At 66.5% G+C, this 21,865-nt stretch carries 21 protein-coding genes; 11 read left to right on the top strand and 10 right to left on the bottom strand.

What is annotated here, in order from left to right; genetic code table 11:
* The first annotated feature begins 30 nt into the window (after nt 1-30).
* From METUNV2_RS0106025 to fliN, 4 genes are all read left to right on the top strand, one after another.
* A complete protein-coding gene (locus tag METUNV2_RS0106025) occupies nt 31-1,047 on the top strand; it encodes a flagellar hook-length control protein FliK (protein WP_018228588.1) in 1,017 nt (338 codons plus the stop codon).
* A gap of 129 nt (nt 1,048-1,176) precedes the next feature.
* Nucleotides 1,177-1,785 (top strand): flagellar basal body-associated FliL family protein, encoded by a 609-nt coding sequence (locus METUNV2_RS0106020; RefSeq protein ID WP_018228587.1) that lies wholly within the window; start codon nt 1,177-1,179, stop codon nt 1,783-1,785.
* Between the two features lie 43 nt (nt 1,786-1,828).
* On the top strand, nt 1,829-2,854 hold the full coding sequence (gene fliM, locus METUNV2_RS0106015) for a flagellar motor switch protein FliM (protein ID WP_018228586.1): 1,026 nt from the start codon (nt 1,829-1,831) through the stop codon (nt 2,852-2,854).
* A complete protein-coding gene (fliN, locus tag METUNV2_RS0106010) occupies nt 2,851-3,291 on the top strand; it encodes a flagellar motor switch protein FliN (protein ID WP_018228585.1) in 441 nt (146 codons plus the stop codon). Before fliM ends, fliN begins: the two co-directional genes overlap by 4 nt.
* 131 nt (nt 3,292-3,422) lie before the next feature.
* Here fliN and eutC read toward each other — a convergent pair whose 3' ends face one another.
* The 4 genes from eutC to eat all read right to left on the bottom strand — a co-directional run bounded on the left by eutC (nt 3,423) and on the right by eat (nt 7,986).
* Nucleotides 3,423-4,226 (bottom strand): ethanolamine ammonia-lyase subunit EutC, encoded by an 804-nt coding sequence (gene eutC, locus METUNV2_RS0106005; RefSeq protein ID WP_018228584.1) that lies wholly within the window; start codon nt 4,224-4,226, stop codon nt 3,423-3,425.
* 61 nt (nt 4,227-4,287) lie between these two features.
* Nucleotides 4,288-5,133 (bottom strand): TorF family putative porin, encoded by an 846-nt coding sequence (locus tag METUNV2_RS0106000; protein ID WP_018228583.1) that lies wholly within the window; start codon nt 5,131-5,133, stop codon nt 4,288-4,290.
* A 35-nt stretch (nt 5,134-5,168) separates the two neighbouring features.
* Nucleotides 5,169-6,575: an ethanolamine ammonia-lyase subunit EutB gene (locus METUNV2_RS0105995; protein WP_018228582.1), complete on the bottom strand. Its 1,407-nt coding sequence runs from the start codon at nt 6,573-6,575 to the stop codon at nt 5,169-5,171.
* Between the two features lie 10 nt (nt 6,576-6,585).
* Complete coding sequence (gene eat / locus METUNV2_RS0105990; RefSeq protein ID WP_018228581.1) at nt 6,586-7,986, bottom strand: ethanolamine permease; 1,401 nt, start codon at nt 7,984-7,986, stop codon at nt 6,586-6,588.
* A 213-nt stretch (nt 7,987-8,199) separates the two neighbouring features.
* On the opposite strand from eat, the gene METUNV2_RS0105985 reads away from it, so the two are divergent.
* Nucleotides 8,200-9,219 carry a helix-turn-helix domain-containing protein gene (locus tag METUNV2_RS0105985; protein WP_018228580.1) on the top strand — a complete coding sequence of 340 codons (1,020 nt, stop codon included), beginning with the start codon at nt 8,200-8,202 and terminating at the stop codon, nt 9,217-9,219.
* A gap of 104 nt (nt 9,220-9,323) precedes the next feature.
* Here METUNV2_RS0105985 and METUNV2_RS20200 read toward each other — a convergent pair whose 3' ends face one another.
* On the bottom strand, nt 9,324-9,452 hold the full coding sequence (locus METUNV2_RS20200; protein WP_018228579.1) for a hypothetical protein: 129 nt from the start codon (nt 9,450-9,452) through the stop codon (nt 9,324-9,326).
* An 81-nt stretch (nt 9,453-9,533) separates the two neighbouring features.
* Here METUNV2_RS20200 and METUNV2_RS0105975 point away from each other — a divergent pair, with 81 nt between their 5' ends.
* Together METUNV2_RS0105975 and METUNV2_RS0105970 are read left to right on the top strand one after the other, a co-directional pair.
* Nucleotides 9,534-10,319 carry a zinc-dependent peptidase gene (locus METUNV2_RS0105975; protein WP_018228578.1) on the top strand — a complete coding sequence of 262 codons (786 nt, stop codon included), beginning with the start codon at nt 9,534-9,536 and terminating at the stop codon, nt 10,317-10,319.
* Nucleotides 10,316-11,098, top strand: coding sequence for a hypothetical protein (locus METUNV2_RS0105970; protein WP_018228577.1), 783 nt, complete (start codon nt 10,316-10,318; stop codon nt 11,096-11,098). Before METUNV2_RS0105975 ends, METUNV2_RS0105970 begins: the two co-directional genes overlap by 4 nt.
* Before the next feature lie 20 nt (nt 11,099-11,118).
* Here the strand turns inward: METUNV2_RS0105970 and METUNV2_RS0105965 are convergent, their stop codons facing one another.
* Nucleotides 11,119-11,709 carry a TetR/AcrR family transcriptional regulator gene (locus METUNV2_RS0105965; protein ID WP_018228576.1) on the bottom strand — a complete coding sequence of 197 codons (591 nt, stop codon included), beginning with the start codon at nt 11,707-11,709 and terminating at the stop codon, nt 11,119-11,121.
* A gap of 82 nt (nt 11,710-11,791) precedes the next feature.
* Between METUNV2_RS0105965 and METUNV2_RS0105960 the strand changes: the two genes are divergently transcribed.
* Together METUNV2_RS0105960 and METUNV2_RS0105955 are read left to right on the top strand one after the other, a co-directional pair.
* Nucleotides 11,792-12,265, top strand: a complete 474-nt coding sequence (locus METUNV2_RS0105960) for a nuclear transport factor 2 family protein (protein WP_018228575.1) — start codon at nt 11,792-11,794, stop codon at nt 12,263-12,265.
* Between the two features lie 102 nt (nt 12,266-12,367).
* Entirely contained in the window at nt 12,368-13,462 is a 1,095-nt protein-coding gene (locus METUNV2_RS0105955; RefSeq protein ID WP_018228574.1) for an NADH:flavin oxidoreductase/NADH oxidase, read from the top strand.
* Between the two features lie 65 nt (nt 13,463-13,527).
* Here METUNV2_RS0105955 and METUNV2_RS0105950 read toward each other — a convergent pair whose 3' ends face one another.
* The 4 genes from METUNV2_RS0105950 to aroC form a co-directional block, all read right to left on the bottom strand.
* On the bottom strand, nt 13,528-14,301 hold the full coding sequence (locus METUNV2_RS0105950) for a PEP-CTERM sorting domain-containing protein (RefSeq protein ID WP_018228573.1): 774 nt from the start codon (nt 14,299-14,301) through the stop codon (nt 13,528-13,530).
* Between the two features lie 37 nt (nt 14,302-14,338).
* Nucleotides 14,339-15,355: a PEP-CTERM sorting domain-containing protein gene (locus METUNV2_RS0105945; RefSeq protein ID WP_018228572.1), complete on the bottom strand. Its 1,017-nt coding sequence runs from the start codon at nt 15,353-15,355 to the stop codon at nt 14,339-14,341.
* Nucleotides 15,356-15,411: 56 nt separating this feature from the next.
* Nucleotides 15,412-18,024 (bottom strand): TonB-dependent receptor, encoded by a 2,613-nt coding sequence (locus METUNV2_RS0105940; RefSeq protein ID WP_232415621.1) that lies wholly within the window; start codon nt 18,022-18,024, stop codon nt 15,412-15,414.
* A gap of 446 nt (nt 18,025-18,470) precedes the next feature.
* Entirely contained in the window at nt 18,471-19,643 is a 1,173-nt protein-coding gene (gene aroC, locus METUNV2_RS0105935; protein WP_018228570.1) for a chorismate synthase, read from the bottom strand.
* Between the two features lie 88 nt (nt 19,644-19,731).
* Between aroC and METUNV2_RS0105930 the strand changes: the two genes are divergently transcribed.
* Both METUNV2_RS0105930 and METUNV2_RS0105925 read left to right on the top strand, forming a co-directional pair.
* Nucleotides 19,732-20,376 carry a hypothetical protein gene (locus METUNV2_RS0105930; protein ID WP_018228569.1) on the top strand — a complete coding sequence of 215 codons (645 nt, stop codon included), beginning with the start codon at nt 19,732-19,734 and terminating at the stop codon, nt 20,374-20,376.
* Nucleotides 20,376-21,863, top strand: coding sequence for a hypothetical protein (locus METUNV2_RS0105925; RefSeq protein WP_018228568.1), 1,488 nt, complete (start codon nt 20,376-20,378; stop codon nt 21,861-21,863). The genes METUNV2_RS0105930 and METUNV2_RS0105925 overlap by 1 nt, the downstream gene beginning before the upstream one ends.
* Nucleotides 21,864-21,865 lie beyond the last annotated feature (2 nt).

The following is a 21,865-nucleotide window of genomic DNA, read 5'->3' as shown; positions in this document are numbered from 1 at the left end:
TGTGAAGCCTCCGTCACAGGAGACTTCAACATGCCTGAAATCGCACTGAAAATCCCCACCAGCGCCACGCCCCTGGCCGGTTCCGGCCCGATCAGCGAAGCGCGCGCCATCACCGGCGAAATGGGCGCGGAAGACGCCGCCAGCTTCGCCAATCTGCTCAAAGGTAATCTGCAGGCCGCCCAGGGCAAGGAATTGCCGCCCGAACTGCTGGCCGACCTGATGGCCGACGCCATGAAGCCGGACGAAGACGTGCAGACCCTGATCACCAGCGAAGACTTGCCGGCAGGCGCCGAAGCCATTGCCGCCGCGCTGATGCTGGCGCCGGCGCTGCAGCAGGCCGAGGCCATGAAGGGCATCCAGCAGCCCGCGGCCGATGCTGAAGACGCCCTTGCGTCAGCCACGGAAGGCGGCGGCAAGTCGAAGGGCGATGATCTTGCCACCCTGTCGCGGCAAGCGGCAGGGATTGCCGCCGAAGTCGGCAGTGCAGCCGATGCCGCCGGCAAGCCGGTGCCGGAACTGGAGCGGGCCAACGAACTGTTGAAGGACAGCTTTGCCGACAGCACCGCGGGCACGCTGCAGCAGGCCCAGCACGCCGATTTTCGCGCTCACATGGCAGCGGCACAGGCGCCGAAGGCCGAACTGGCCGTGGCCACGCCAATCACCCACCCGGGCTGGGCAGAGGACGTCGGTCACCAGATCACCTGGCTGGCCGAACAGGGCACGAGCAAGGCGGAACTGGTGCTCACCCCGCCGCATCTCGGTCGCATCGAAATCAAGCTCGAAATCGGCACAGACCTCAGCACCGCACAGTTCGTATCAGCCAGCCCGCAGGTACGCGAGGCACTCGAACAGGCCATGCCGCGACTGCGCGAAATGCTCGCCCAGGGAGGCATTTCGCTGGGCGAAGCCAATGTGAGCAGCGACCAGCCGTCGCGCGACGGCGGTGGCAGCGATTCACGCAGCCAGCGCGGGCGTGACGGCGGTGGCGACATTGCGGTTGCACCTGCAGCACGGCGCGGCGTCGGCCTGGTCGACCTGTTCGCCTGAAGGTCTGATTGCACCTGTTGAGGCAGAAAACGGCACCAGCGCTAAAAAAACGGAACATTCGGCCGTTATTCGGACATTGAAAGGCATCAGTGCCCGCCGACAATTCCGATCCAGACAGGAGCAGACGATATGGCCAAAGCCGCCGCAACCCCAGAAGAAGCCGGAGCAGAGGCCCCCAAGAAGGGCAACAAGATGCTCATCATCATCATCGCCGTACTGGTGGTGGTGATCGTCGGTGGCGCGGCCGCCTTCTTCCTGATGGGCAACAAGCATGCTGACGAAGGCGAGGACGGCGGCGACGAGGTGGTGGCCGAAGAGGACCATGAAGCTGCCGCCAAGGAAGCCAAGAAGGCCAAGCTGAAGAAGAAGAAGGAAGCCGAAGCCAAGGGCCTGCCGCCGGTGTTCGTCGAACTCGACCCTTTCACGGTCAATCTGCAGGCGGAAAGCGCGACCGATCAGTATCTGCAGGTGAAGGCGACGCTGCGTGTCGATGAACAGCACGCGGCCGACCACCTGAAAGCCTACATGCCGGAAATCCGCCACAAGGTGCTGCTGCTGCTGTCGGGCAAGAAAGCGTCAGAACTGGCTACGCCGGACGGACGAGAACAGCTGGCGGACGAAATCAAGAACGCGGTCAACGCCATCGTCGGCGAGGTACCCAAGGGCAAGAAGGGCGAACCGCAGGAGCCGATAGGTCCGATCGAATCCGTGCTGTTCACCTCATTCATCGTGCAGTGATGCACCGACAGGCGTAACGGATCAGGAACAGACGAGGTCGAACATGTCCGACTTTCTTTCCCAGGAAGAGGTGGATGCCCTGCTCAAGGGCGTCACCGGCGAAACCGAAGAGGCGACCCAGGAAGAGGACACGGGCGGCATACGTCCGTACAACCTCGGTACCCAGGAAAGAATCGTCCGCGGGCGCATGCCCACGCTGGAACTGATCCACGAGCGCTTCGCCCGTTACCTGCGCATCGGCCTGTTCAATTTCATGCAGCGCAGCGCGGAAATTTCGCTCGGGCCGATCCGCGTGCAGAAGTACTCGGAATTCATCCGCAATCTGGTGGTGCCGACCAATCTGAACCTGGTTCAGGTCAAGCCGCTGCGCGGCACCGGGCTGGTGGTGTTCGATCCCAACCTGGTGTTCCTGGTCATCGACAACATGTTCGGCGGCGACGGCCGCTTCCACACCCGGGTCGAAGGCCGCGATTTCACGCTGACCGAACAGCGCATCATCCACGGGCTGCTGGAGGTGTTCTTCGCCGAATACGAGCGCTCGTGGGAGCCGGTGCACGCCATCAAGTTCGAGTACGTGCGCTCGGAAATGAACTCCCAGTTCGCCAACATCGCCACCCCGTCGGAAATCGTGGTGGCCGCCACCTTCACCGTAGAACTGGGCGGCGTATCGGCGGAAATGCACATCTGCCTGCCCTATTCCATGGTCGAGCCGATGCGCGACACGCTGAATTCGTCGATGCAGAGCGACAGCGTCAGTTCGGACAACCGCTGGATACGTCTGCTCACCCGCCAGGTGCAGGACGCAGCGGTGGAACTGGTGGTGCACCTGGGTGACGGATCGCTCACGCTGGGCGGTCTGAACAGCCTAAAGGTCGGCGACATCATTCCGATAACCATTCCAGAAACGGTCAAAGCCGAAGTCGATGGCATCGATGTTCTGGAGTGCAAGTACGGCATACAGAACGGCCATTACGCACTGAAGATCGAGCGCTTCATGGCCGGTGAGGACGAACTGATCGAGCACGCGCTGGGCGCGCGCAGCAAGAACACAGGTGAGGAAGAGCCATGAGCGAAGCCGCTGCAGAAGAACAGGTCAGCGAGGACGACTGGGCCGCCGCGATGGCGGAACAGACCACCGCTGAAGAAGCGCTGGCCGCACTGGATTCCGGCGGGGCTCCCGCCGCGCAACCGGCCAACATATTCCCCCAGTTCGGGGAAAGCGCGCACAAGCCGGACGAAGGCCTGCGCGACTTTGAAATGATTCTGGACATTCCGGTCCAGCTCACCGTTGAACTGGGCCGCACCAAGATTTCCATCCGCAACCTGCTGCAGCTGGGACACGGCTCGGTGGTGGAGCTGGATGGCATGGCCGGCGAGCCGATGGACGTGCTGGTGAACGGCACCCTGATCGCACAGGGCGAAGTGGTGGTGGTGAACGACAAGTTCGGCATCCGCCTGACCGACATCATCACCCCGGCCGAGCGCATGAAGAAGCTCAAGCGCTGATGCACACCTCCTCCTGATCCTCGACAAGGATCAGGCTTCGGGCGACCTCGGGGTCGCCCTTTTTATTTCCGCTTCACGAAAAAGGCCTGGGACAGCAGGCACTTGCGCCCTGCTGTCCCAGGCCAGGGCACTCACGCCAGTCGCGGTGTGCCGTCGGGGGCCACCAGCGGCAGGGTAGCGTCGCTCTCGTCCTTCAGGCCAACGCCGGTCAGTCGCAGCACGCCGGCCTGCTGCATCAGCCAGTTCAGGCGATAGGCCGCCGCGCCATAGGGCTGGCCCTCGGGCCGCACATTCGAAATGCAGTTGCGTTCGGCGTCCGAGCGGCCCACGCGCGGCGCCCAGGTGAGATAGATGCCCAGGCTGTCCGGCGAACTGAGACCCGGGCGTTCGCCAATCAGCATGGCCACCATGCGCGCACCCAGCGCCTCGCCCACTTCGTCCGCCAGGGCCACCCGGGCCTGGGTAGCGATCACTACCGGCGCGATGCACCAGTCCTCCGGCAGCAGCGGATACAGCGCGCCCAGCAGCGGCACCGCGTGACGCGCCACCGCCGCCGACGACAGGCCGTCGCCGATCACGATCGCCAGATCGCAGCCCTCGCCGCGCATGCCGTCCAGCCGCACCCGGTCGTCGGCGTCGAGCCGGCGACCGAGATCGGGTCGGCGCAGATAGATTTCACGGTCAGGTGCGCGGCTTTTCGCCGGCAGCGCCGGCCAGCCCTGCGCATTCAGTTCGGCCGCCAGTGCGGCCACGTCCAGCGGCGTGTGGATGGCGTCGCGTGCCAGCGCGTGCGCCAGTCCGAAGCCCAGGGTTTCGGCGGTGGGCACCGCGGTGCCCACACGGCCGAGACCGATGCGCGCCGAAGTCCAGGTTTTCCACAGCGCCCAGGCGTCACCGTTGTCGCTCAGGGCGGACTGCTTGTCATCATCAGCCATCGGAACTCTCTTCGCTTCACGAGGGCGTTGCCGGCGCTCACGCACCGGCAACGCCCGCCCATCAGAACGCCTTGGTCACGCTCACGAACAGCTTGTCCTTCGCGATATCGGAGGTCGAGCGGCCATTGTCCAGGCTGACGAAGTCCTTGTACGCGTTCGGCTCGCTGGACGCCGAATAGAACAGGCCGGCCGACCAGCCGTCGGGCAGCGTGCGGGTAACGCCCACCTTGTAGTAGCTGATGTCCAGCCCGGTCGAATGACGCACGATCTGGCGACCGATCTGGCCGCTCACGTTCCAGCCTTCGGCCACGTCGTAGGCGGCGTTCAGTTCGAAGTAGTGCGAACCGCGGGTGTTGCCGGTCACGCCGGCGTTCAGGTCACCGAAGAAGCCGCCATTGACCGGCGAATTGTTGGTGCTCCAGCCGAAGTACTCGTTCAGCGTGCGGCCGGTCTTGAAGGTGAGCCATTCCCAGCTCACCGCGACATAGGCTTCGGCGGTGTCCAGGCGGTTGCGGGCGTTGAAGCCGGTGAAGGGCGAATCGCTCCAGTTGGCACCCGGGTACATGTAGTAGACCGCGCCGACATCGACGCCGAAGGTGTCGGCCACCTTGGTGCGGTAGCCGCCGTAGAGGTCGGTTTCGACTGCCGCGCCCGGCAGCCAGTGGTCAGACACATTGGAGGCGAAGAAGCCGGCGTAGAAGCCGGAGCTGTGCGCTGCCTCGATGCTCACCTGCAGCGCCGGGCCGCCCCAGGTCTGGGACTGACCGCGGAAAATGTAGTCGCTGACCAGCGTGACGCTCATCGGCACGGTCCAGTCGGAAGCTGGCGCCGGATCGGCGGCGTGGGCGGCCGGCAGCAGGCAGAGGGCCGCGCAGGCGGCAACGAGGGTGCGGATGCGTGTGTTCATCGTGACTCCTGTTTTCATGAAGGGATTCGGTTTGTTCAGGCCGCACGCGGTGTCGGCAGCGCGGCCAGCGACGAGAAGCCATCGACCAGTGCGCGGCCGCTGCCGCGCAGCAGTTCGCCGGTCGGGTCGGTCAGGCCGATGGACTGCAGCCAGCGCTCGAATTCGGGCGCGCGCTTCAGGCCCAGCGTGCGGCGCAGGAACAGCGCGTCGTGGAAGGAGGTGCTCTGGTAATTCAGCATGATGTCGTCCGCCCCGGGCACGCCGATGACGAACGGAATGCCGGCCGCCCCGAGCAGCACCAGCAGCGTGTCCATGTCGTCCTGGTCGGCTTCGGCGTGATTGGTGTAGCAGACGTCACAGCCCAGCGGCAGGCCGAGCAGTTTGCCGCAGAAGTGGTCCTCCAGCCCGGCGCGGATGATCTGCTTGCCGTCGTACAGATACTCCGGGCCGATGAAACCGACCACGGTGTTGATCAGCAGCGGCTTGTAGCGGCGTGCCACCGCGTAGGCGCGCGCCTCGCAGGTCTGCTGATCGACGCCGAAATGCGCGTTGGCAGACAGCGCGCTGCCCTGCCCGGTTTCGAAGTACATGACGTTGTCACCGAGCGTGCCGCGACCGAGTGACAGCGCCGCCTCATACGCCTCGTCCAGCACCGCGAGACTGACGCCGAAGGACGAGTTGGTTTTCTCGGTGCCGCCGACCGACTGGAACACCAGATCCACCGGCGCGCCCTGCTCGATCAGCTTCACCGTATTTGTCACGTGGGTCAGCACGCAGCTCTGGGTCGGAATGTCGAAGCGCTCGATCAGCTCGTCCAGCATGGACAGCAGGTTGTGGATGGCCGGCAGACTGTCGGAGGCCGGGTTGATGCCGATCACCGCGTCGCCGGCCCCGCACAGCAGGCCGTCCAGCGTCGAGGCGGCCACGCCACGCAGGTCGTCGGTCGGGTGGTTGGGCTGCAGCCGCACCGCCAGGTGGCCGGGCAGGCCGATGGTGTTGCGGAACTGCGTCACCACGCGGCACTTGCGCGCCACCGCGATCAGGTCCTGGTTGCGCATGAGCTTGCTCACCGCGGCCACCATTTCCGGCGTCAGGCCCGGCGACACCGCGCTCAGCGCGTCGGCGTCGGCCGCGTCGTCCAGCAGCCATTCGCGAAAACCGCCCACCGTCAGGTGGGCGATGGTCGCGAAGGCGGCGCGGTCATGGCTGTCGATGATGAGGCGGGTGATTTCGTCCTCCTCGTACGGCACCAGTACCTCGTTCAGAAAGGTGGCGAGCGGGATGTCGGCCAGCGCGTGCCGCGCCGCCACCCGGCGCAGCGCCGAACCGGCCGCCACGCCGGCCAGCACGTCGCCGGAGCGGGCCGGGCTGGCGCAGGCCATCACCGTTTTCAGGTCGGGGAAGGTGAAGGTTTCACCCCCCACCATGACGCGATACGCCATGTCGTTCTCCTCAGCGGCTGCCTGCCAGCATCGCGTCTTCCGGCGCATCGGCACGCTGCTGGCCGGTCATGAAGAAGTAGGCGGCAGCCAGTGCGAACAGGCCCAGGAACACGCCGGCCAGCAGGGTGTTGAACCACACCATCGCCCCCAGGCAGAACACGCCGAGCGCCAGCGCAATCGCCGGGAACACCGGATAGAACGGCGCACGGTACGGACGTTCCAGATTCGGCTCGGCGGCGCGCAGCTTGAACAGCGAAGCCATGGACATGATGTACATGACGATGGCGCCGAACACCGACATGGTCACGATGTTCGCGGTCAGCGTCTGACCGCCGAAACTGATCCAGGAATCGCTGAAGATGGCGGCCACGCCGATCACGCCACCGGCCACCAGCGCGCGGTGCGGCGTCTGGAAACGCGGGCTGAGCGCGGCGAAGTAGGCAGGCAGGTAGCCGGCGCGGGCCAGCGCGAAGATCTGGCGCGAGTAGCCCATGATGATGCCGTGGAAGGAGGCAATCAGACCGAACAGACCGATCCAAACCAGCATGTGCAGCCAGCCGCTGTTGTCGCCGACCACCGCCTTCATCGCCTGCGGCAGCGGGTCGTTGATGTTGGCCAGCTGACGCCAGTCGCCGACGCCACCAGCGAACAGCATGACGCCGAAAGCGAGCGTGAGCAGGGTCAGGATGCCGGCAATGTAGGCGACCGGAATGGTGCGCTTCGGGTCCCGTGCCTCTTCGGCTGCCATGGCTGCGCCTTCGATCGCCAGGAAGAACCAGATCGCGAACGGGATGGAGGCGAAGATGCCGGCCAGCGCGGCGCCGGAGAATTCGTTCTCGCCGGCCCAGCCGTGGGCGATGAAATTGTCGAAGCTCCAGCCGGGGGCCACGATGCCCATGAACAGCAGCAGTTCGAAGATGGCCAGCAGGGTCACGAACAGTTCAAAGGTCGCCGCGATGCTCACGCCCACCCAGTTCAGCGCGATGAACACCACATAGGCGCCGAGCGCGATCATTTTCGGATCGACACTGGGGAACTGCACGTTCAGATAGGCGCCGATGGCCAGTGAAATGGCCGGTGGCGCGAATACGAACTCGACCAGCGTGGCGAAGCCGGCGACGAAGCCGCCGAACGGCCCGAAGGCTCGGCGCGCGTAGGCGAACGGGCCGCCGGCATGCGGAATCGCGGTCGACAGTTCGGTAAAGCTGAAGATGAAGGTCGCGTACATCGCGGCCACCAGCACGGTCGCCGCCAGAAAGCCCAGCGTGCCGGCGGTGTTCCAGCCATAGCTCCAGCCGAAGTACTCGCCCGAAATGACCAGGCCGACCGCAATGCCCCACAGCTGCAGCGGGCCCAGCACCTTTTTCAGCGACTGCGGACCACCCTGCCCCGCATTCAGTGTTGACGACATGTTTTTTTCTCCCGGATCCGTTCCGCCCCACGCGGAACCTTTTTCCATTCGAGCACCGGGGATGGAATCCAGACTATCCGGAATCGGAAAAGTCGTGTGCGGCGCACTATCCGGAATCGGAAAACATGTGTCCGCCGTCTGGCACGCCTGATGCTAAATCCCCGTAACAACGGTACATTCCTGTTCGCGCGAGCGACAGGAGGAGAAGCTCAAATGGGACAGAACGACTTCGCGCCAGCACGGAATCCGGAACACGCCGACAGAAGCGTGCCGGGTGACGGCATCCGTATCAGCCGCAGCCACGACGTGGCCGAGCATGCGGACAATATTTCGCGCTGGCATCAGGAATACGAGCAGTTGTCGGGCGGTGTATTCACCGGCTGCATCCGGGAAATGCTGGCCGAAGAAGGCCCGCAGCTGCAGGTGTTTCACGAATACACCGAGCAGGAAACCAGTCAGCAGTGCGGCCCCTGGGCCGGCTCGGTATGGATGGGCCTGCCCGATCTGTCACGCACCGGTGAAGTGCGTTTCTGCGGCCGGCCGCACAGCGATGGGGTGCATCTGATGATGGCGCGTGCCAGCAGCGGCTTCACGCTGCGCACGCCGCGCGCCTTCGGCATCTACGGCATCGTGGCCGACGAGGACTGGCTGGCCGCCCGCCTGAAGGGCCAGCACGGCCACCGGCTGGAACACCTGATCACCCATGGCTCGGTCGCCAGCCGCGCGATCAGCACGGCGCGGCACAGCGAACTGTGTTTCCTGATCGAAGGCCTGCTCGATCCGGCCGGCGCGACCACGCCCTCGGGCGATCTGTGCGCCGATCTGGTCGATCTGCTGCTCGACAGTCTGGGCGACAGCCCCGAGCCGCCAGCCCGCACCGCGCTCGAACAGCGCCGCTTTGACGTGGTGATGCAGGCACGCCGCTTCGCGCTGCAGCCGGAATCGGCGATGGACGGGGTCGATGACCTGTGCGAGCGGCTGCATGTCACCCGTCGCACGCTGCAGAACCACTTCAACACGGTGCTCGGCATGGCGCCCAAGGACTACCTGAAGCGGGTGCGCCTGAACGCGGTACGGCGCGCGCTGCAGTACGGCAGCGATCCGTCGCGCAGCGTGCACGACGTCGCCATGCACTGGGGCTTCTGGCATCTGGGCCACTTCTCGCATGACTACCGCGAACTGTTCGGCGAACTGCCCTCGGCCACGCTCAAGCGTTCGCTGTCCGGCGTCTGAACCCGGCCTTCCTCCGCTGAGCGCAAACAAAAAGGGCGACCGCTTGCGCGATCGCCCTGCGCCCACCTGTCTCACGACAGTTGGACGTTTGAATCAGGTCTGAATCAGGTCTTCGGTTTTTCCGGCTGGGAGCTCTGGGGTTTGGCGTCACCGTGCTTGTCGCCCGGGCAGGCAAAAACGGCGGCAGACGACGCAAACATCGCCAGCCCCAGCAGGATCGCGAGACGTTTCATCACGGATCACCTCCTTTCGTGGTTGAAGAGCCTTTACGATAGGCGCTCCCCCGCCCCCGATCAAGCAAGGATTGTCACCGCATGCTGCACTGGCTGCGGCGCGCGTTCGCGCCGTCCGAACCCGACCTGCCCGAAGTACCGGCCGCCCAGTGGGCGCGCATCGAAGCCCGGCTGCCCTTTCTCGATTTCCTCGACGCGGATGACCGCCCAGCGCTGCGCGAACTGGCGCGCCGCTTCGTCGCGACCAAGGAATTCCACGGCGCACACGACACCGCGCTGAGCGACGACATGCTGCTGGAGATTGCGCTGCAGGCCTGTCTGCCGGTGCTGCGGCTGGGTCTGGACTGGTACGACGACTGGGTGGGCGTGGTGGTCTATCCGGGCGACTTCATCGTGCCACGGCGGGTGACCGACGACGCCGGCGTGGTGCATGAGTACGAGGACACGCTGGTGGGCGAGGCCTGGGAAGGCGGCCCGGTGCTGCTGTCGTGGCAGCCGGAATCGCTGGCGGCCGACGGCATCAATGTGGTGATCCACGAATTCGCGCACAAGCTGGACATGCGCAATGGCGAAGCGGACGGCCTGCCGCCGCTGCACGCGGGCATGAGCGTGCAGCGCTGGGCACGCGTGTGGTCGACGGCCTACGAACGCTTCTGCGCCGATGTGGACGCCGGGGTCGACACCGGCATCGATCCGTACGCAGCGGAAAGCCCGGCCGAGTTTTTCGCGGTCATGTCCGAGTGCTTCTTCGAAATTCCGGATCTGATCCAGCAGACCTGGCCGGATCTGTACGACCAGCTCGCGCAGTTCTACCGGCTGGATCTGGCGCCGCGCGCCCGCGCGCTGTTTCCACCGACCGCGCCGTGATCGAGGAACTGTTCGCCTGGACGCGGCTGGACTGCCTGCCCGCGGCACAGCGTCTGGGACTGCGCCGCGAAGCGGCGGCGCTCGCGGTGCGGCACCGTCGCCTGCGCACGCACTGGGCCGGGCATATCGAACAGACGCGCACCGCCCTGCTCGCCTCCGCCCGCCTTGCCATCGCGTCGCCGCACGCACCGCGGCGCGCCTGGATCATGGGCGCCGGCCTGCTTCAGGATGTGCCGCTGCAGGCAATGCTCGAACTGTTCGATACGGTCGATCTGGTCGACGTGTGCTTCGGCCCGGCAGCCCGTGCCGCCGCCGCCCGCCACCCGGGCCGGGTGCACTGCGTGGCGCAGGATGTGAGCGGCGTGCTCAATGACCTTTCATGTGACCCGCTGCAGGCCGCGCCCGCGATGCCGGCCGACGCCTGGTGCGCTTCGGTGAACCTGCTGTCGCAGTTGCCGCTGCTGCCGTGCACGGCGCGGCTGAAGCGCGGCGACAGTGAAGCCGACGTCGAACGCTATGGTGCGGCGATACAGCAGGCCCACGTCGACGCCCTCGGCCGCGTGCGGCATGCCTGCCTCATCATCGAATACGCGCAGACCCGGCCGGGCGCGCCGGACGAGGTGCTGCTGCCGGGCCTGCCGGCGCGCCTCACGACCGGAGGCTGGACCGCCGGCCCGCGCTGGCAATGGCCGCTGAACCCGGTTGGCGAAACCGCCGAACCGACCGGGCGGGCGATGCAGGCGTGGTGGCGCACCGGAACAAGCGCACACACGCCGTAGGCGCGCGCGGAGGGTGCTGGTCAGGCCATCTCCGCCAGCACCCGCGCAAACGCCCGCAGAAGCGGCGCGCGTGCCGCGTCAGCACCTTCCATCTGGGCACGCACGATGGCGCCTTCGATCGCCAGCAGCAGGTCGGCCGCGACCTCGTCCGGCCGCACGCATCCGGCCTCGTGGCAGGCGCGCTCGATGCGTACCGCCAGTTCCCGCTTGTGGATGACCGTCATCGCCGGTGCGTCGGTGCCGGCTTCGGCATGCCCGTTGATGAAAGCGCAGCCGCGGAAGCCGGGCGCGCGAAACCAGTCGTCCAGCGCGTCCGGCAGCGCGGCCAGCCAGGCCCGCGCATCCGGCGTCGCCGACAGCCGGCTTTCCAGCCAGCCCATCCAGCGCGCGTGGCGCAGATCGAGATAGGCATCGACCAGCGCCAGCTTGGTCGGAAAGTGGCGGTAGAAAGAGGCCTTGGCCACGCCGGACTCGGCAATGATGCGGTCGATGCCGGTGGCGCGCAGGCCGTGCCGATAGAACAGCCGGTAGGCGCATTCGAGCACACGGGTGCGCGCGTCCTGATCGGGCAACGGACCGGGACCGGCGAGATCGTCGAGGGTTGTGAACATGAATGCATGTTGACAGACAGATCTGTCTTGTTCAAGCATGTAGACAGACCTGTCTCTTTTCTGTCACCACCGGAGCACCGCCATGACCGACGCACCCCGCCCGCCTCTGCCGCCTTTCACCGCAGACACCGCCGCCCAGAAAGTGCGCACCGCCGAAGACGGCTGGAACAGCCGCGACCCGCAGCGGGTATCGCTGGCCTATACCGCCGACAGCCGCTGGCGCAACCGCTCGGAATTCGTGACCGGCCGCGCGGAGATCGTCGACTTCCTGACCCGCAAGTGGTCGAAGGAGCACGAGTACCGGCTGATCAAGGAGCTGTGGTGCACCGCCGGCAACCGCATCGCGGTGCGCTTCGCCTACGAGTGGCACAACGACGCCGGCCAGTGGTTCCGCGCCTACGGCAACGAGAACTGGGAATTCGACGACAACGGCCTGATGGCCCACCGCCACGCCAGCATCAACGACCTGGCGATCAGCGAGTCGGAGCGCCTGTTCCGCTGGCCGCAGGGCCGGCGGCCGGACGACCACCCCGGGCTGACTGAACTGGGTCTGTAAGGCAGTCATCGGTGGCGCGAACTTCGTGGCACGGCGGCGATCAGGGTAAATTCCCGGCGCACGCCTCGTGCTGCCCGATCACCGCTCAGTGAAAGACGCCCCATGTCCAGCCTGCTCTTCCAGCCCTGCGAACTCGGCCGCCTGCGGCTGCCCAACCGCATCGTCATCGCGCCGATGTGCCAGTACTCGGCCCTCGACGGCAACGCCACCGACTGGCATCTGATGCATATCGGCCAGATGGCGCTGTCGGGCGCCGGCCTGTTCGTGATCGAAGCGACCGCGGTCGAGCCGGAAGGCCGCATTTCCGCCGCCGACCTCGGTCTGTGGAACGACGACAACGAGGCCGCACTGCGCCGCGTGCTGACCGCCACCCGCGCGCATTCGGACATGCCGATCGCGATCCAGCTCGCACACGCCGGTCGCAAGGCCTCGGTCGCCCGACCGTGGGAAGGCGGCGCGCAGATCGCGCCGTCCGCAGGCGGCTGGCAGACCGTGGCGCCCTCGCCGGTTCCGCACGCTGCGCACGAGCATCCGCCGCAGGCACTCGACGCCGACGGCCTGCGCCGGGTGCGCACCGCCTTCGCCGAAGCCGCCCGTCGCGCGGCGCGGCTGGGCATCGATGCAATCGAGGTGCACGGCGCGCACGGCTATCTGCTGCACCAGTTCCTGTCGCCACTGCCGAATGTGCGGACCGACGCCTACGGCGGCACGCTGGAAAACCGGATGCGCTTCCCGCTCGAAGTGTTCGACGCGGTGCGCGAAGCCTTCCCGCACGAACGGCCGGTGGGCATGCGCATTTCCGCCAGCGACTGGGTGGACGGCGGCTGGGATGTCGAACAGAGCGTGGTGCTGGCGCAGGCACTGAAGGCGCGCGGCGCGGATTTCATCCACGTGTCGAGCGGCGGCGTGTCGACCGCGCAGCAGATTCCGGCCGTGCCCGGCTATCAGGTGGGTTTCGCCGAACGCATCCGCGCGGCGGTGGGCCTGCCCACGATCGCGGTCGGCCTGATCACCGAAGCCGAACAGGCGGAATCGATCCTGGCCGCCGGTCAGGCCGATCTGATCGGCGTCGCCCGCGCCATGCTGTACGACCCGCGCTGGCCCTGGCACGCGGCTGCGCGTCTGGGCGCGCAGGTGAAGGTGGCGCCGCAGTACCTGCGCTGCGCACCGCGCGAGGTGTCCCGACTGTTCAGCTGAAAAAAAGAGCCGGGCACAGGCCCGGCTCGAACGAAACGCCCGGTTGCCCGGGACGAGCGTGATGCTCAGTTGGGCTGCTTGCGACGGCGGGCCGCCAGACCCACCATGCCCAGACCGGCCAGCAGCAGCGCATAGGTTTCAGGTTCCGGCACCGGCGCGGTGACCGGTGCAAAACCTTCGAAGGTGGCGACACGCAGCGGCGGCGAAACGCCATCGAGGCTCGGCGCCTGCCGGATGGTGACCGCATCGACCAGATAGGTGAATTCGGTCGCGTTGGTTTTCAGCACGTACCAGGCCGTCGTCGGGTTCTCTTCCTCGACCGAAACGTCGGTACGGAAATCCACCACGTTGTCGTCGAACACATCGACCGGATTGGTCGGGCGGGTGCGCACGCCATTCGAGTGCGCCACGCTCTGCAGGCGCATGTCGCTGTCGGTACCCGAGTCGTACCAGCCAACCGACACGTCGTAGCCGGCATAGCCGCGACGCAGGATGTCGTTGATTTCGGTTTCGTAGGCGAAGGCGCCGGTGTCGATTTCGCCCACGTCCAGTTCGAAACGCGACGCGAACGCCAGCGTGCCATCGGTGTAGCGATAGACGAAATCGTAGAAGGTGCCGATGTCGGTGCCGTCATAGATGACCGAACTGATGCGGCGGGCGACACGGGTGTAGCCGTTGTCCGCCGGATTCCAGTCAAAGCCCAGGAAGAGCGGATCAGCCGCCGGATTGTTGCTGCCGGTGATGCGCAGCGGGCCGGTCTCCGGCAGGGAGACGAAGGCGTATGCGGACTGGGCCGACAGGCCCAGCAGCAGCGAGAAGGCAAGTGCTTTGAGTTTCATGCTGACCTCTGGTGTGTATGCAGGGAAGGCTGTGGATTCAGGCACGCAGGCGACGGCGCGCGGCCACGCCGATCAACCCCAGACCGGCGAGGAACAGTGCGTATTCAGACGGTTCCGGCACTGGCAGATTGGGCACCACGACCGGCGGCGGTACGGTCGGTGCAAAGCCGGCGATCGTGTTGTAGAGCAGTGCCTGCCCTTCCTCGCCGGCCTGGAAATAGCCGATCGCGCCGGCCATGGTCTTGTAGGCGGTGGCATCGGTCTTGATCAGGTACAGACCGCTGAACGGGTTGCCTTCCGACAGATTGATGTCGGACTGGAAGCTCACTGCGTTCAGGTTCAGCGTCGGCGTGCCGATCAGGCTGCGCAGGTCAGCGCGGGCCGCGTTGTACAGCCGCAGATCGGTGTTGCCGAGGAAGGTCCAGGCAATATCGGTCTTGAACACGGTGCTGCCTTCGACGAAACCGTAGCGGTAGAGGTAGTTCAGTTCCGCGTCCTGATCGTAGGTCGGTTTCTGCCCCAGTTCGACCCGGGTACCGAACACCAGCGTGTTGTCGCGCGAGTCACGGAACACGAAATCGTAGACATCGCCGATGGCAACGCCTCCGAGAGAGGCGCCGAACGTGACGTGTGAATCCACCAGCGTGAGCGTGCCCTGTGCGGTGTGCGTGCCGCGCGCAGGCACCCCGGCCTGGGTGCGCCATTCGGTTGCGAAGTAATCGATAGCCAGCGGTATCTTGCCGTTCTCGCTGCTGTAAAGGATGGGCTTGTAGGCGGGTGTCGTCGCCGTAGCGGCCCGTGCATCCGGTACCTTCAGGTAAAGCTTGTCGCCCTGCACATTACCCGCGCCGGACACCTTGGCCGTCGTGTCGTCCGCCGTGCCGAGGACGCGATCCGGACCGGCGCCGACCGCGTTGGTGTCATCGGCGGTTCCCCACTTCAGGTCGGCGCCAGGGCCGGTGCCGTACAGCAGGCTGGTGAAGTCGCCGGCGTGGGCTGGCAGGGCCGTGGCCGCGAACAGCACGGCCAGGCTACGGTATCTGAGTTTCATCATGGACTCTCCTCGGGTGGACTGCACTCGTGCGGCTTGAATGGGATCGAAGAAGGCGTTCACTGCACGGACGCGACCGTGTCGAAGGCGTAGGTCAGCCCGAACCAGCCAGCGCGCGGCGAGCCGGGGCCGACGAACTGGGAGTGGGTCCATGCGAACGAGTTGTAGTTGAAGCCGGACGCATCGCGGCCACCGAAGCCGCCGGCGACGAAAGGGTTCAGTTCGAGTTCGCTGGCGGTCAGGTACTGCTTGTCGAAAATGTTGTCGACGCGTGCGAAGAGCGTCAGGTCGCGGGTGATGCGATAGCGGCCGACGAAGTTGAAGATGGCGTAGCCGGAGGTACGGCCCCTGCCGATGTAGGCACGCCCGAGGCCGTTGGCACCGCCGCCGAAGGACTCGCCGAAATTGTCGTCACCACCCGCCTGGTGCTCGTTGTTCTCGTTGCCGCGCGAGAACGACCCGGCGTGGGCAATCATGTTGATGCCGACATTCATCCTGTCGTTCACGTCGAAGGCCCAGCCCATGCGCAGCACATCGCGCGGTATGCCGGGTATGCGGTCGCCCGGTTCGATCGTGAATTCGTTCAGCTGGCCGGCGGTGCTGTTCGAACTGCTGTTGGACTGGTTCACCACCTTGGCGTAGGAGCCGAATTTGGCGTCCAGCCGGGTGTAGGCGATGCGGAAGGTGTGCGCCCCGACCTTGGCATTCAGGCCCAGTTCAAAGCCGCGGCGGGAGGTGTGCTTGAAGGTGTCGAACACGCCGCGGTTCTTGCGGCCCAGCGACACGAACAGGATGTCGTCCTCGAGCTGGGTTTCGAACATGGTGGCGTTGAATTCCAGCTTTCCGTCATAGGCTGAACCGCGCACGCCCAGTTCGGTACTCAGCGAACGCACCTGTGGCAGATAGGGATCGCTGGTCAGCGCGGTCGGCACCGAACAGCCGATGCTCTTGCCGTTGTTCGCGTTCTCCAGTTCCTTGTCGCGCGCACAGCCCAGTTCGATCACCGACGGCGTACGCGCACCCTGGCTCACGTTCAGGTACAGGTTGAGCGCCGGTTCCGGCAGCCAGGACACGCCGAAGGACGGGTTGGTGCTGTAGTAGGTGTAATCGCCTTCGGAGCACAGGAAGCGCGCCGCCGCATCGGCCAGCGTGCCGCAACGCTGCTGACGGCTGTTGAGAAAGGCCGGTGTGAACTGGTAGAGCGGAATCGGCTTGTCCGACACCAGCTGATTGCGCACGTGGGTACGGCTCCAGCGCAGGCCGTAGTTCACGAACAGGTTGTCGCGCACGGTCCAGGTATCGGTCGCGAAGAAGGCGAGCGATTCGTTGCTGCCGGTCAGGAAGTTGCGCTGGATCACCGTGTCCAGCGCCGACAGGCCGAGATCCGCCGCCTTGGCCGGATCGGTGTACACATTCCGGTCGGCATCGATGAAGCCCAGCATCTGGCCCTGACCGTAGCTGAGGTCGTTGCGGTCGAAGGTGCCGCCGAACACCAGCTGGTGTTCGTCACCGACATGCACCCACTGCACCGTGGTACCGATCGCTTCCTGCGAAGTGCCGCCGATGTTGAACAGGCCGTTCGGCGCGAAGCCCGGGCAGCCGGGCGAGGTCGGACCGTTCGGATCGTAGGCGCCGTTGGCGGACACGAAGGGAAAATGGCTCAGCGGGCAGTCGTCCAGCCGGCCGTAGGACAGACGGTCAAAATCGTCCCAGAAGTCGCCACCCACCGAGCGCTGGGTGAGCTTGCGCTGATACACGCCCACCGACACGCTGTCCCGGTCGCTGACGTCGAAACGGGCGCGCAGATTGACGTGGGTGAGATCATTGTCCGTGGTGTCCGGCGAGGTAAACACCGACTGAGGGCGGGCCTGCCATTCCTCGTAGGGCACAAGGCCATTGCCGGTCAGCCTGTTGTCCACCTTGAGCAGCGAGGCGGTCCATTCGCTGGCACCGATGCGCGCGTCGATGCGGCCGAAATACTGGTTCACCTGACTGGGCGAATTGTTGCGCCAGCCATCCTCCCGGAATTCGCTCAAGGCAACGAAGCCGGCCAGCGTGCCGTTGTTGCCGCCGACCGCCAGCTGGTTCTGGCTGCGCCCCCACGAACCCTGGGTACGGGTGGCTTCGAAGCGCTCCGACGTGAAGCCGGATTTGGTCTGCAGCGACAGCGCGCCGCCCAGCGTATTCAGACCGAACAGCGGATTGGAACCCGGGATGAGATCGGTGCGGGAAATCGCCAGCGTCGGAATCAGATCCCAGTTCACCACTTCGCCGAAGGGCTCGTTTACCCGCACGCCGTCGAGATACACCGACAGGCCCTGTGGCGTACCCACCAGCGGCGAGGCGGAGAAGCCGCGGAAACTGATGTCCTGCTGGAAAGGGTTGCCGGCGTAGTCGTTGACGGTGATCGACTGGCCCTGCGTGTTGAGGTAGTCGGCGATGTTGATCGACTGCTGGTTGCGCAGATCGGCGTCGGTCGCGCTCTGAACGTTCACCGTCGTCTGCTCGCGCTCCATGCTCACGCCTGGCAGAGGCGTGACGATGCGCGGCGCCCGGATGTTGACTTCCTCCAGGCGCACCTCGGTCTTTTCCTGTGCATTGGCGCCGCCGCAGAGCAGCACCAGGGCGGGCACGAAGCACGCCGCCCCTCCTCGCTTGTCGAGCCTCTTCATCGGATTCCGGGTAGGACAGATTCCTACACGACCACGGGCAGTTTGTTTCCGCGAGTTGTACTGGGCACAGGGCCAGCGGACACAGGGAAATCCTCCCGATAAATTCACGCAGGGAAAATTTCCCGTCCTGTACGCACATTCCGCGCGCATCGACTGCCGGCCACCCCATCCTGCATGCATGAACCGGATGGCGAGCACGCGCCGTATCGCGTACCGGCCGAGCGCTTCCGCCCGGTTCCGGCCAAGCCCCGCACAGGGTGACGAATATCTTTCAGGCAGGCCGCGCGAGCAGGCGCAAACGGGTCAGCCGGGCCCGGGACGGCAGACATCAGCGGCCGTCAGGTGGAGGGGAAAGCTGGGGGAAAGGAAGAAAAGGAACGGAAGCAGAGCGGGCTCGCGACAGGCAGGCGGTACGGCCGCTGGCCGCAACCGCCCGTCGCAGCGACTCAGTCCTGTTCGTCGGCCTGCGCGTCGGCCTGTTCGGCGTCGCGGGCGGCGCGCAGCCGCTCCACCACCTCTGCCGGCGCCTGCGCCGGGATGCGCGGCGTGGCCACCTCGACGTCGCCGCACTGCGCACGGTGGCGCAGCGCGTGGTCGATCAGCACCAGGGCCAGCATGGCTTCGGCCACCGGTGTCGCGCGGATGCCGACGCAGGGGTCGTGCCGGCCGTGGGTGTTCACGATGACCGGATTGCCGGCCTTGTCGATCGAATGCCGGTCCAGCCGGATGCTGGACGTGGGCTTGATGGCGATGGACACGCGCAGGTCCTGGCCGGTCGAAATGCCGCCCAGCACGCCGCCGGCGTTGTTCGACAGGAAGCCTTCCGGCGACATTTCGTCCGAATGTTCGGTGCCGCGCTGTTCGACGCTGGCGAAGCCGGCGCCGACCTCGACGCCCTTGACCGCATTGATGCCCATCATCGCGTAGGCGATGTCGGCGTCGAGCCGGTCGTACACCGGCTCGCCCCAGCCCACCGGCACGCCGCTGGCGACCACGTCGATGCGCGCGCCGCAGGAATCGCCGGACTTGCGCAGCTTGTCCATGAACAGTTCGAGTTCCGGCAGCACGCTGACGTCCGGCGCGAAGAAGGGGTTGTTCGCGATCGCGTCGCGGTCGCGGTACTCGATGCGGATCGGGCCGAGCTGGCTCATCCAGCCGTGGATGTCGATGCCGTAGCGCTCGCGCAGCCACTTGCGCGCGATCGCGCCGGCCGCCACCCGCACCGCGGTTTCGCGTGCGGACGAACGACCGCCGCCGCGGTGGTCGCGGATGCCGTACTTCTGCCAGTAGGCGTAGTCGGCATGGCCCGGGCGGAAGGTTTCGGCGATGTTGCCGTAGTCCTTCGAGCGCTGGTCCTGGTTGCGGATGAGCAGGCCGATCGGCGTACCGGTGGTGACGCCTTCGAACACGCCGGACAGGATTTCCACCTCGTCCGGTTCGCGACGCTGGGTCACGTGGCGCGAGGTACCCGGCTTGCGGCGGTCCAGTTCGGCCTGGATGTCGGCCGCGTCGAGCTTCAGCCCGGGCGGGCAGCCATCGACCACGCAGCCGATGGCCGGGCCATGCGATTCACCGAAGGACGTGACACGGAACAGCGTGCCCAGAGTATTGCCGGACATGGGAAAACCCGCGATTTTTCGAGCCCGTGAGTTTACCATGCAGGCCCCTGCGGCCTTCCGCCGCCCCGCCTGACTGCGCCCCGCCCCCATGAACGCCCCGCTCGCCCTCGCCACCGCACTGACCATCGCCGGCGGCCTGTGGCTGGACGCCTGCGGTCTGGCCTGGGCGCAGCCGGCGGTCGCGCTGTGGACCTGGCTGCTGTTCGGCTTCATGTGGTGGTCAGGCCACGCGGACCAGCGCATGCAATGGACCGTGTGCCTGGCCTGGGCCACCTTCGGCGAAATCGTGCTGTCGCTGCTGTGGGGCCTGTACGACTACCGGCTGGGCAATCTGCCGCTGTTCGTGCCGCCGGGCCATGTGCTGCTGTACGCGCTGGGTGTATGGCTGGCCGACCGGCTGCCACATCGCGCCATCGACGCGGTGCCGCCGCTGGCTGCCGGTCTGGTGCTGGCCGGCCTCGCGGTGGGTGGCGACACCGCCAATCTGCCGCTGTTCGCGCTCTACCTGCTGGCGCTGCGCTACGGCCCGTCGCCGCGGCTGTACTCCACCATGTTCGTACTGGCGCTGTGCATGGAGCTGTACGGCACCGCGCTCGGCGCCTGGACCTGGCGCAGCGAAGTGCCCGGCCTGGCGCTGGTGTCTGCCAATCCGCCGCTGGCCGCCGGCGCCTTCTACTGCATGCTGGACTGGCTGACTGCGCTGCGGCCGCGCCGGCGCGCGGTGCCCGCGTGATGTTCCCGCCCTTCACACTCACCCGCCAGACCGTGCTCGCGCGGCTGTTCCAGACCCTGCGCGCAGGGCACCGCTGGCTGGGCATCGCCGGCTGTCTGCTGTTCCTGATGTGGTTCCTGTCCGGCCTGGTCATGAGCGTGGTCGGCTTCCCGTCGCTGACCGACGCCGAGCGCCTGCGCGGACTGGCGCCGCTCGACGGCAGCCTGCTGCGGGTGACGCCGGACGCCGCACTGCGCGCCGCCGGTGCGCACAATTTTCCGCGCAAGCTGTGGCTGGAATCGCTGGTGCGCGAAGACGGCAGTCGCGAGCCGGTATGGCGCATGGTGCTGGCCGACGGCAGCCGGCACACCGTGAGCGCGCAGACCGGCACCCGCATCGACGCGGTGGACGTGGCACGCGCCGAAGCGATCGCCCGAGCCTTCGCTGGCGCACTGCACACCCGCTGGACCGGCACCGTGGAGCGCGACCAGTGGACCGTGCTCGCCACGCTGGACCGCCAGCGCCCCTTCCACCGCATCGCGCTGGACGATGCCGCCGGCACCGAGCTGTACATTTCGGCACGCAGCGGTGAAGTGGTGCGCGACACCAGCCGGCGCGAGCGGTTGTGGAACTGGCTGGGCGCGGTGCCGCACTGGTTCTACTTCACGCCGCTGCGCGAGAAGTCGGATCTGTGGCGTCAGACCCTGCTGTGGGTGTCCGGCATCTGCTGCCTGTCCGCGCTGAGCGGTCTGGTGCTCGGCCTGCAGCGTCTGCGCCGGCAGTCGCCGTTCAGCCCCTTCATCGGCTGGATGAAGCTGCACCACATGGCCGGACTCGGCGGCGGCCTGTTCGTACTGGCCTGGATGGTGAGCGGCTGGCTGTCGATGTCGCCCGGCGACTGGCTGCGCAACACGCCGCCGGGCAAGGCGGCGATGGCCCGCTACACCGGCAGCGTGGCGCCGGAATTCCCGTGGCCGCAGCAGCGCGCGACGCTCGATGCACTGCTGTCCGAAACCGGCTGGAAGGACATCCAGCTTTACTGGGTGGATGGCCATGCGCGGATGACGCTGACCAATGGCGAAGGCTACCGCCGTGCGCTCGACCTGCCTGGTTTCGATCACCCGGACGTGACCGAACAGCACGCTGAAACCGTGGCGCGTGCGCTGCTGCCGGACGCGCGCATCAATGCGATCGAGCGGCTCACCGCGGAAGACGCCTGGTGGTACGGCCGACGCGATCCGAAGGAACTGCCGGTGTGGCGGGTGCAGATGGAAGATCCGGCCGAAACCTGGGTCCATATCGACGCCCTGGACGGCCGCCTGCTCGGCACCATGGACCGCGACGCACGGCTGCGCCGCTGGCTGTTCAACGCGCCGCATGCGTTCGAGATTCCGGCGCTTTCGGCCCGCCCGGCACTGCGCTGGAGCCTGATGTGGCTGGCCGCCTTCGCCGGCATCGCGGTATCGCTCAGCGCGGTGGTGATCGCCGCCCGGCGTCTGACGCGATAGCA

Origin of the sequence: Methyloversatilis universalis EHg5 (assembly GCF_000378945.1) — a bacterium.
Lineage (GTDB): Bacteria > Pseudomonadota > Gammaproteobacteria > Burkholderiales > Rhodocyclaceae > Methyloversatilis > Methyloversatilis universalis_A.
This window is presented reverse-complemented; position numbering and strand designations above follow the sequence as displayed.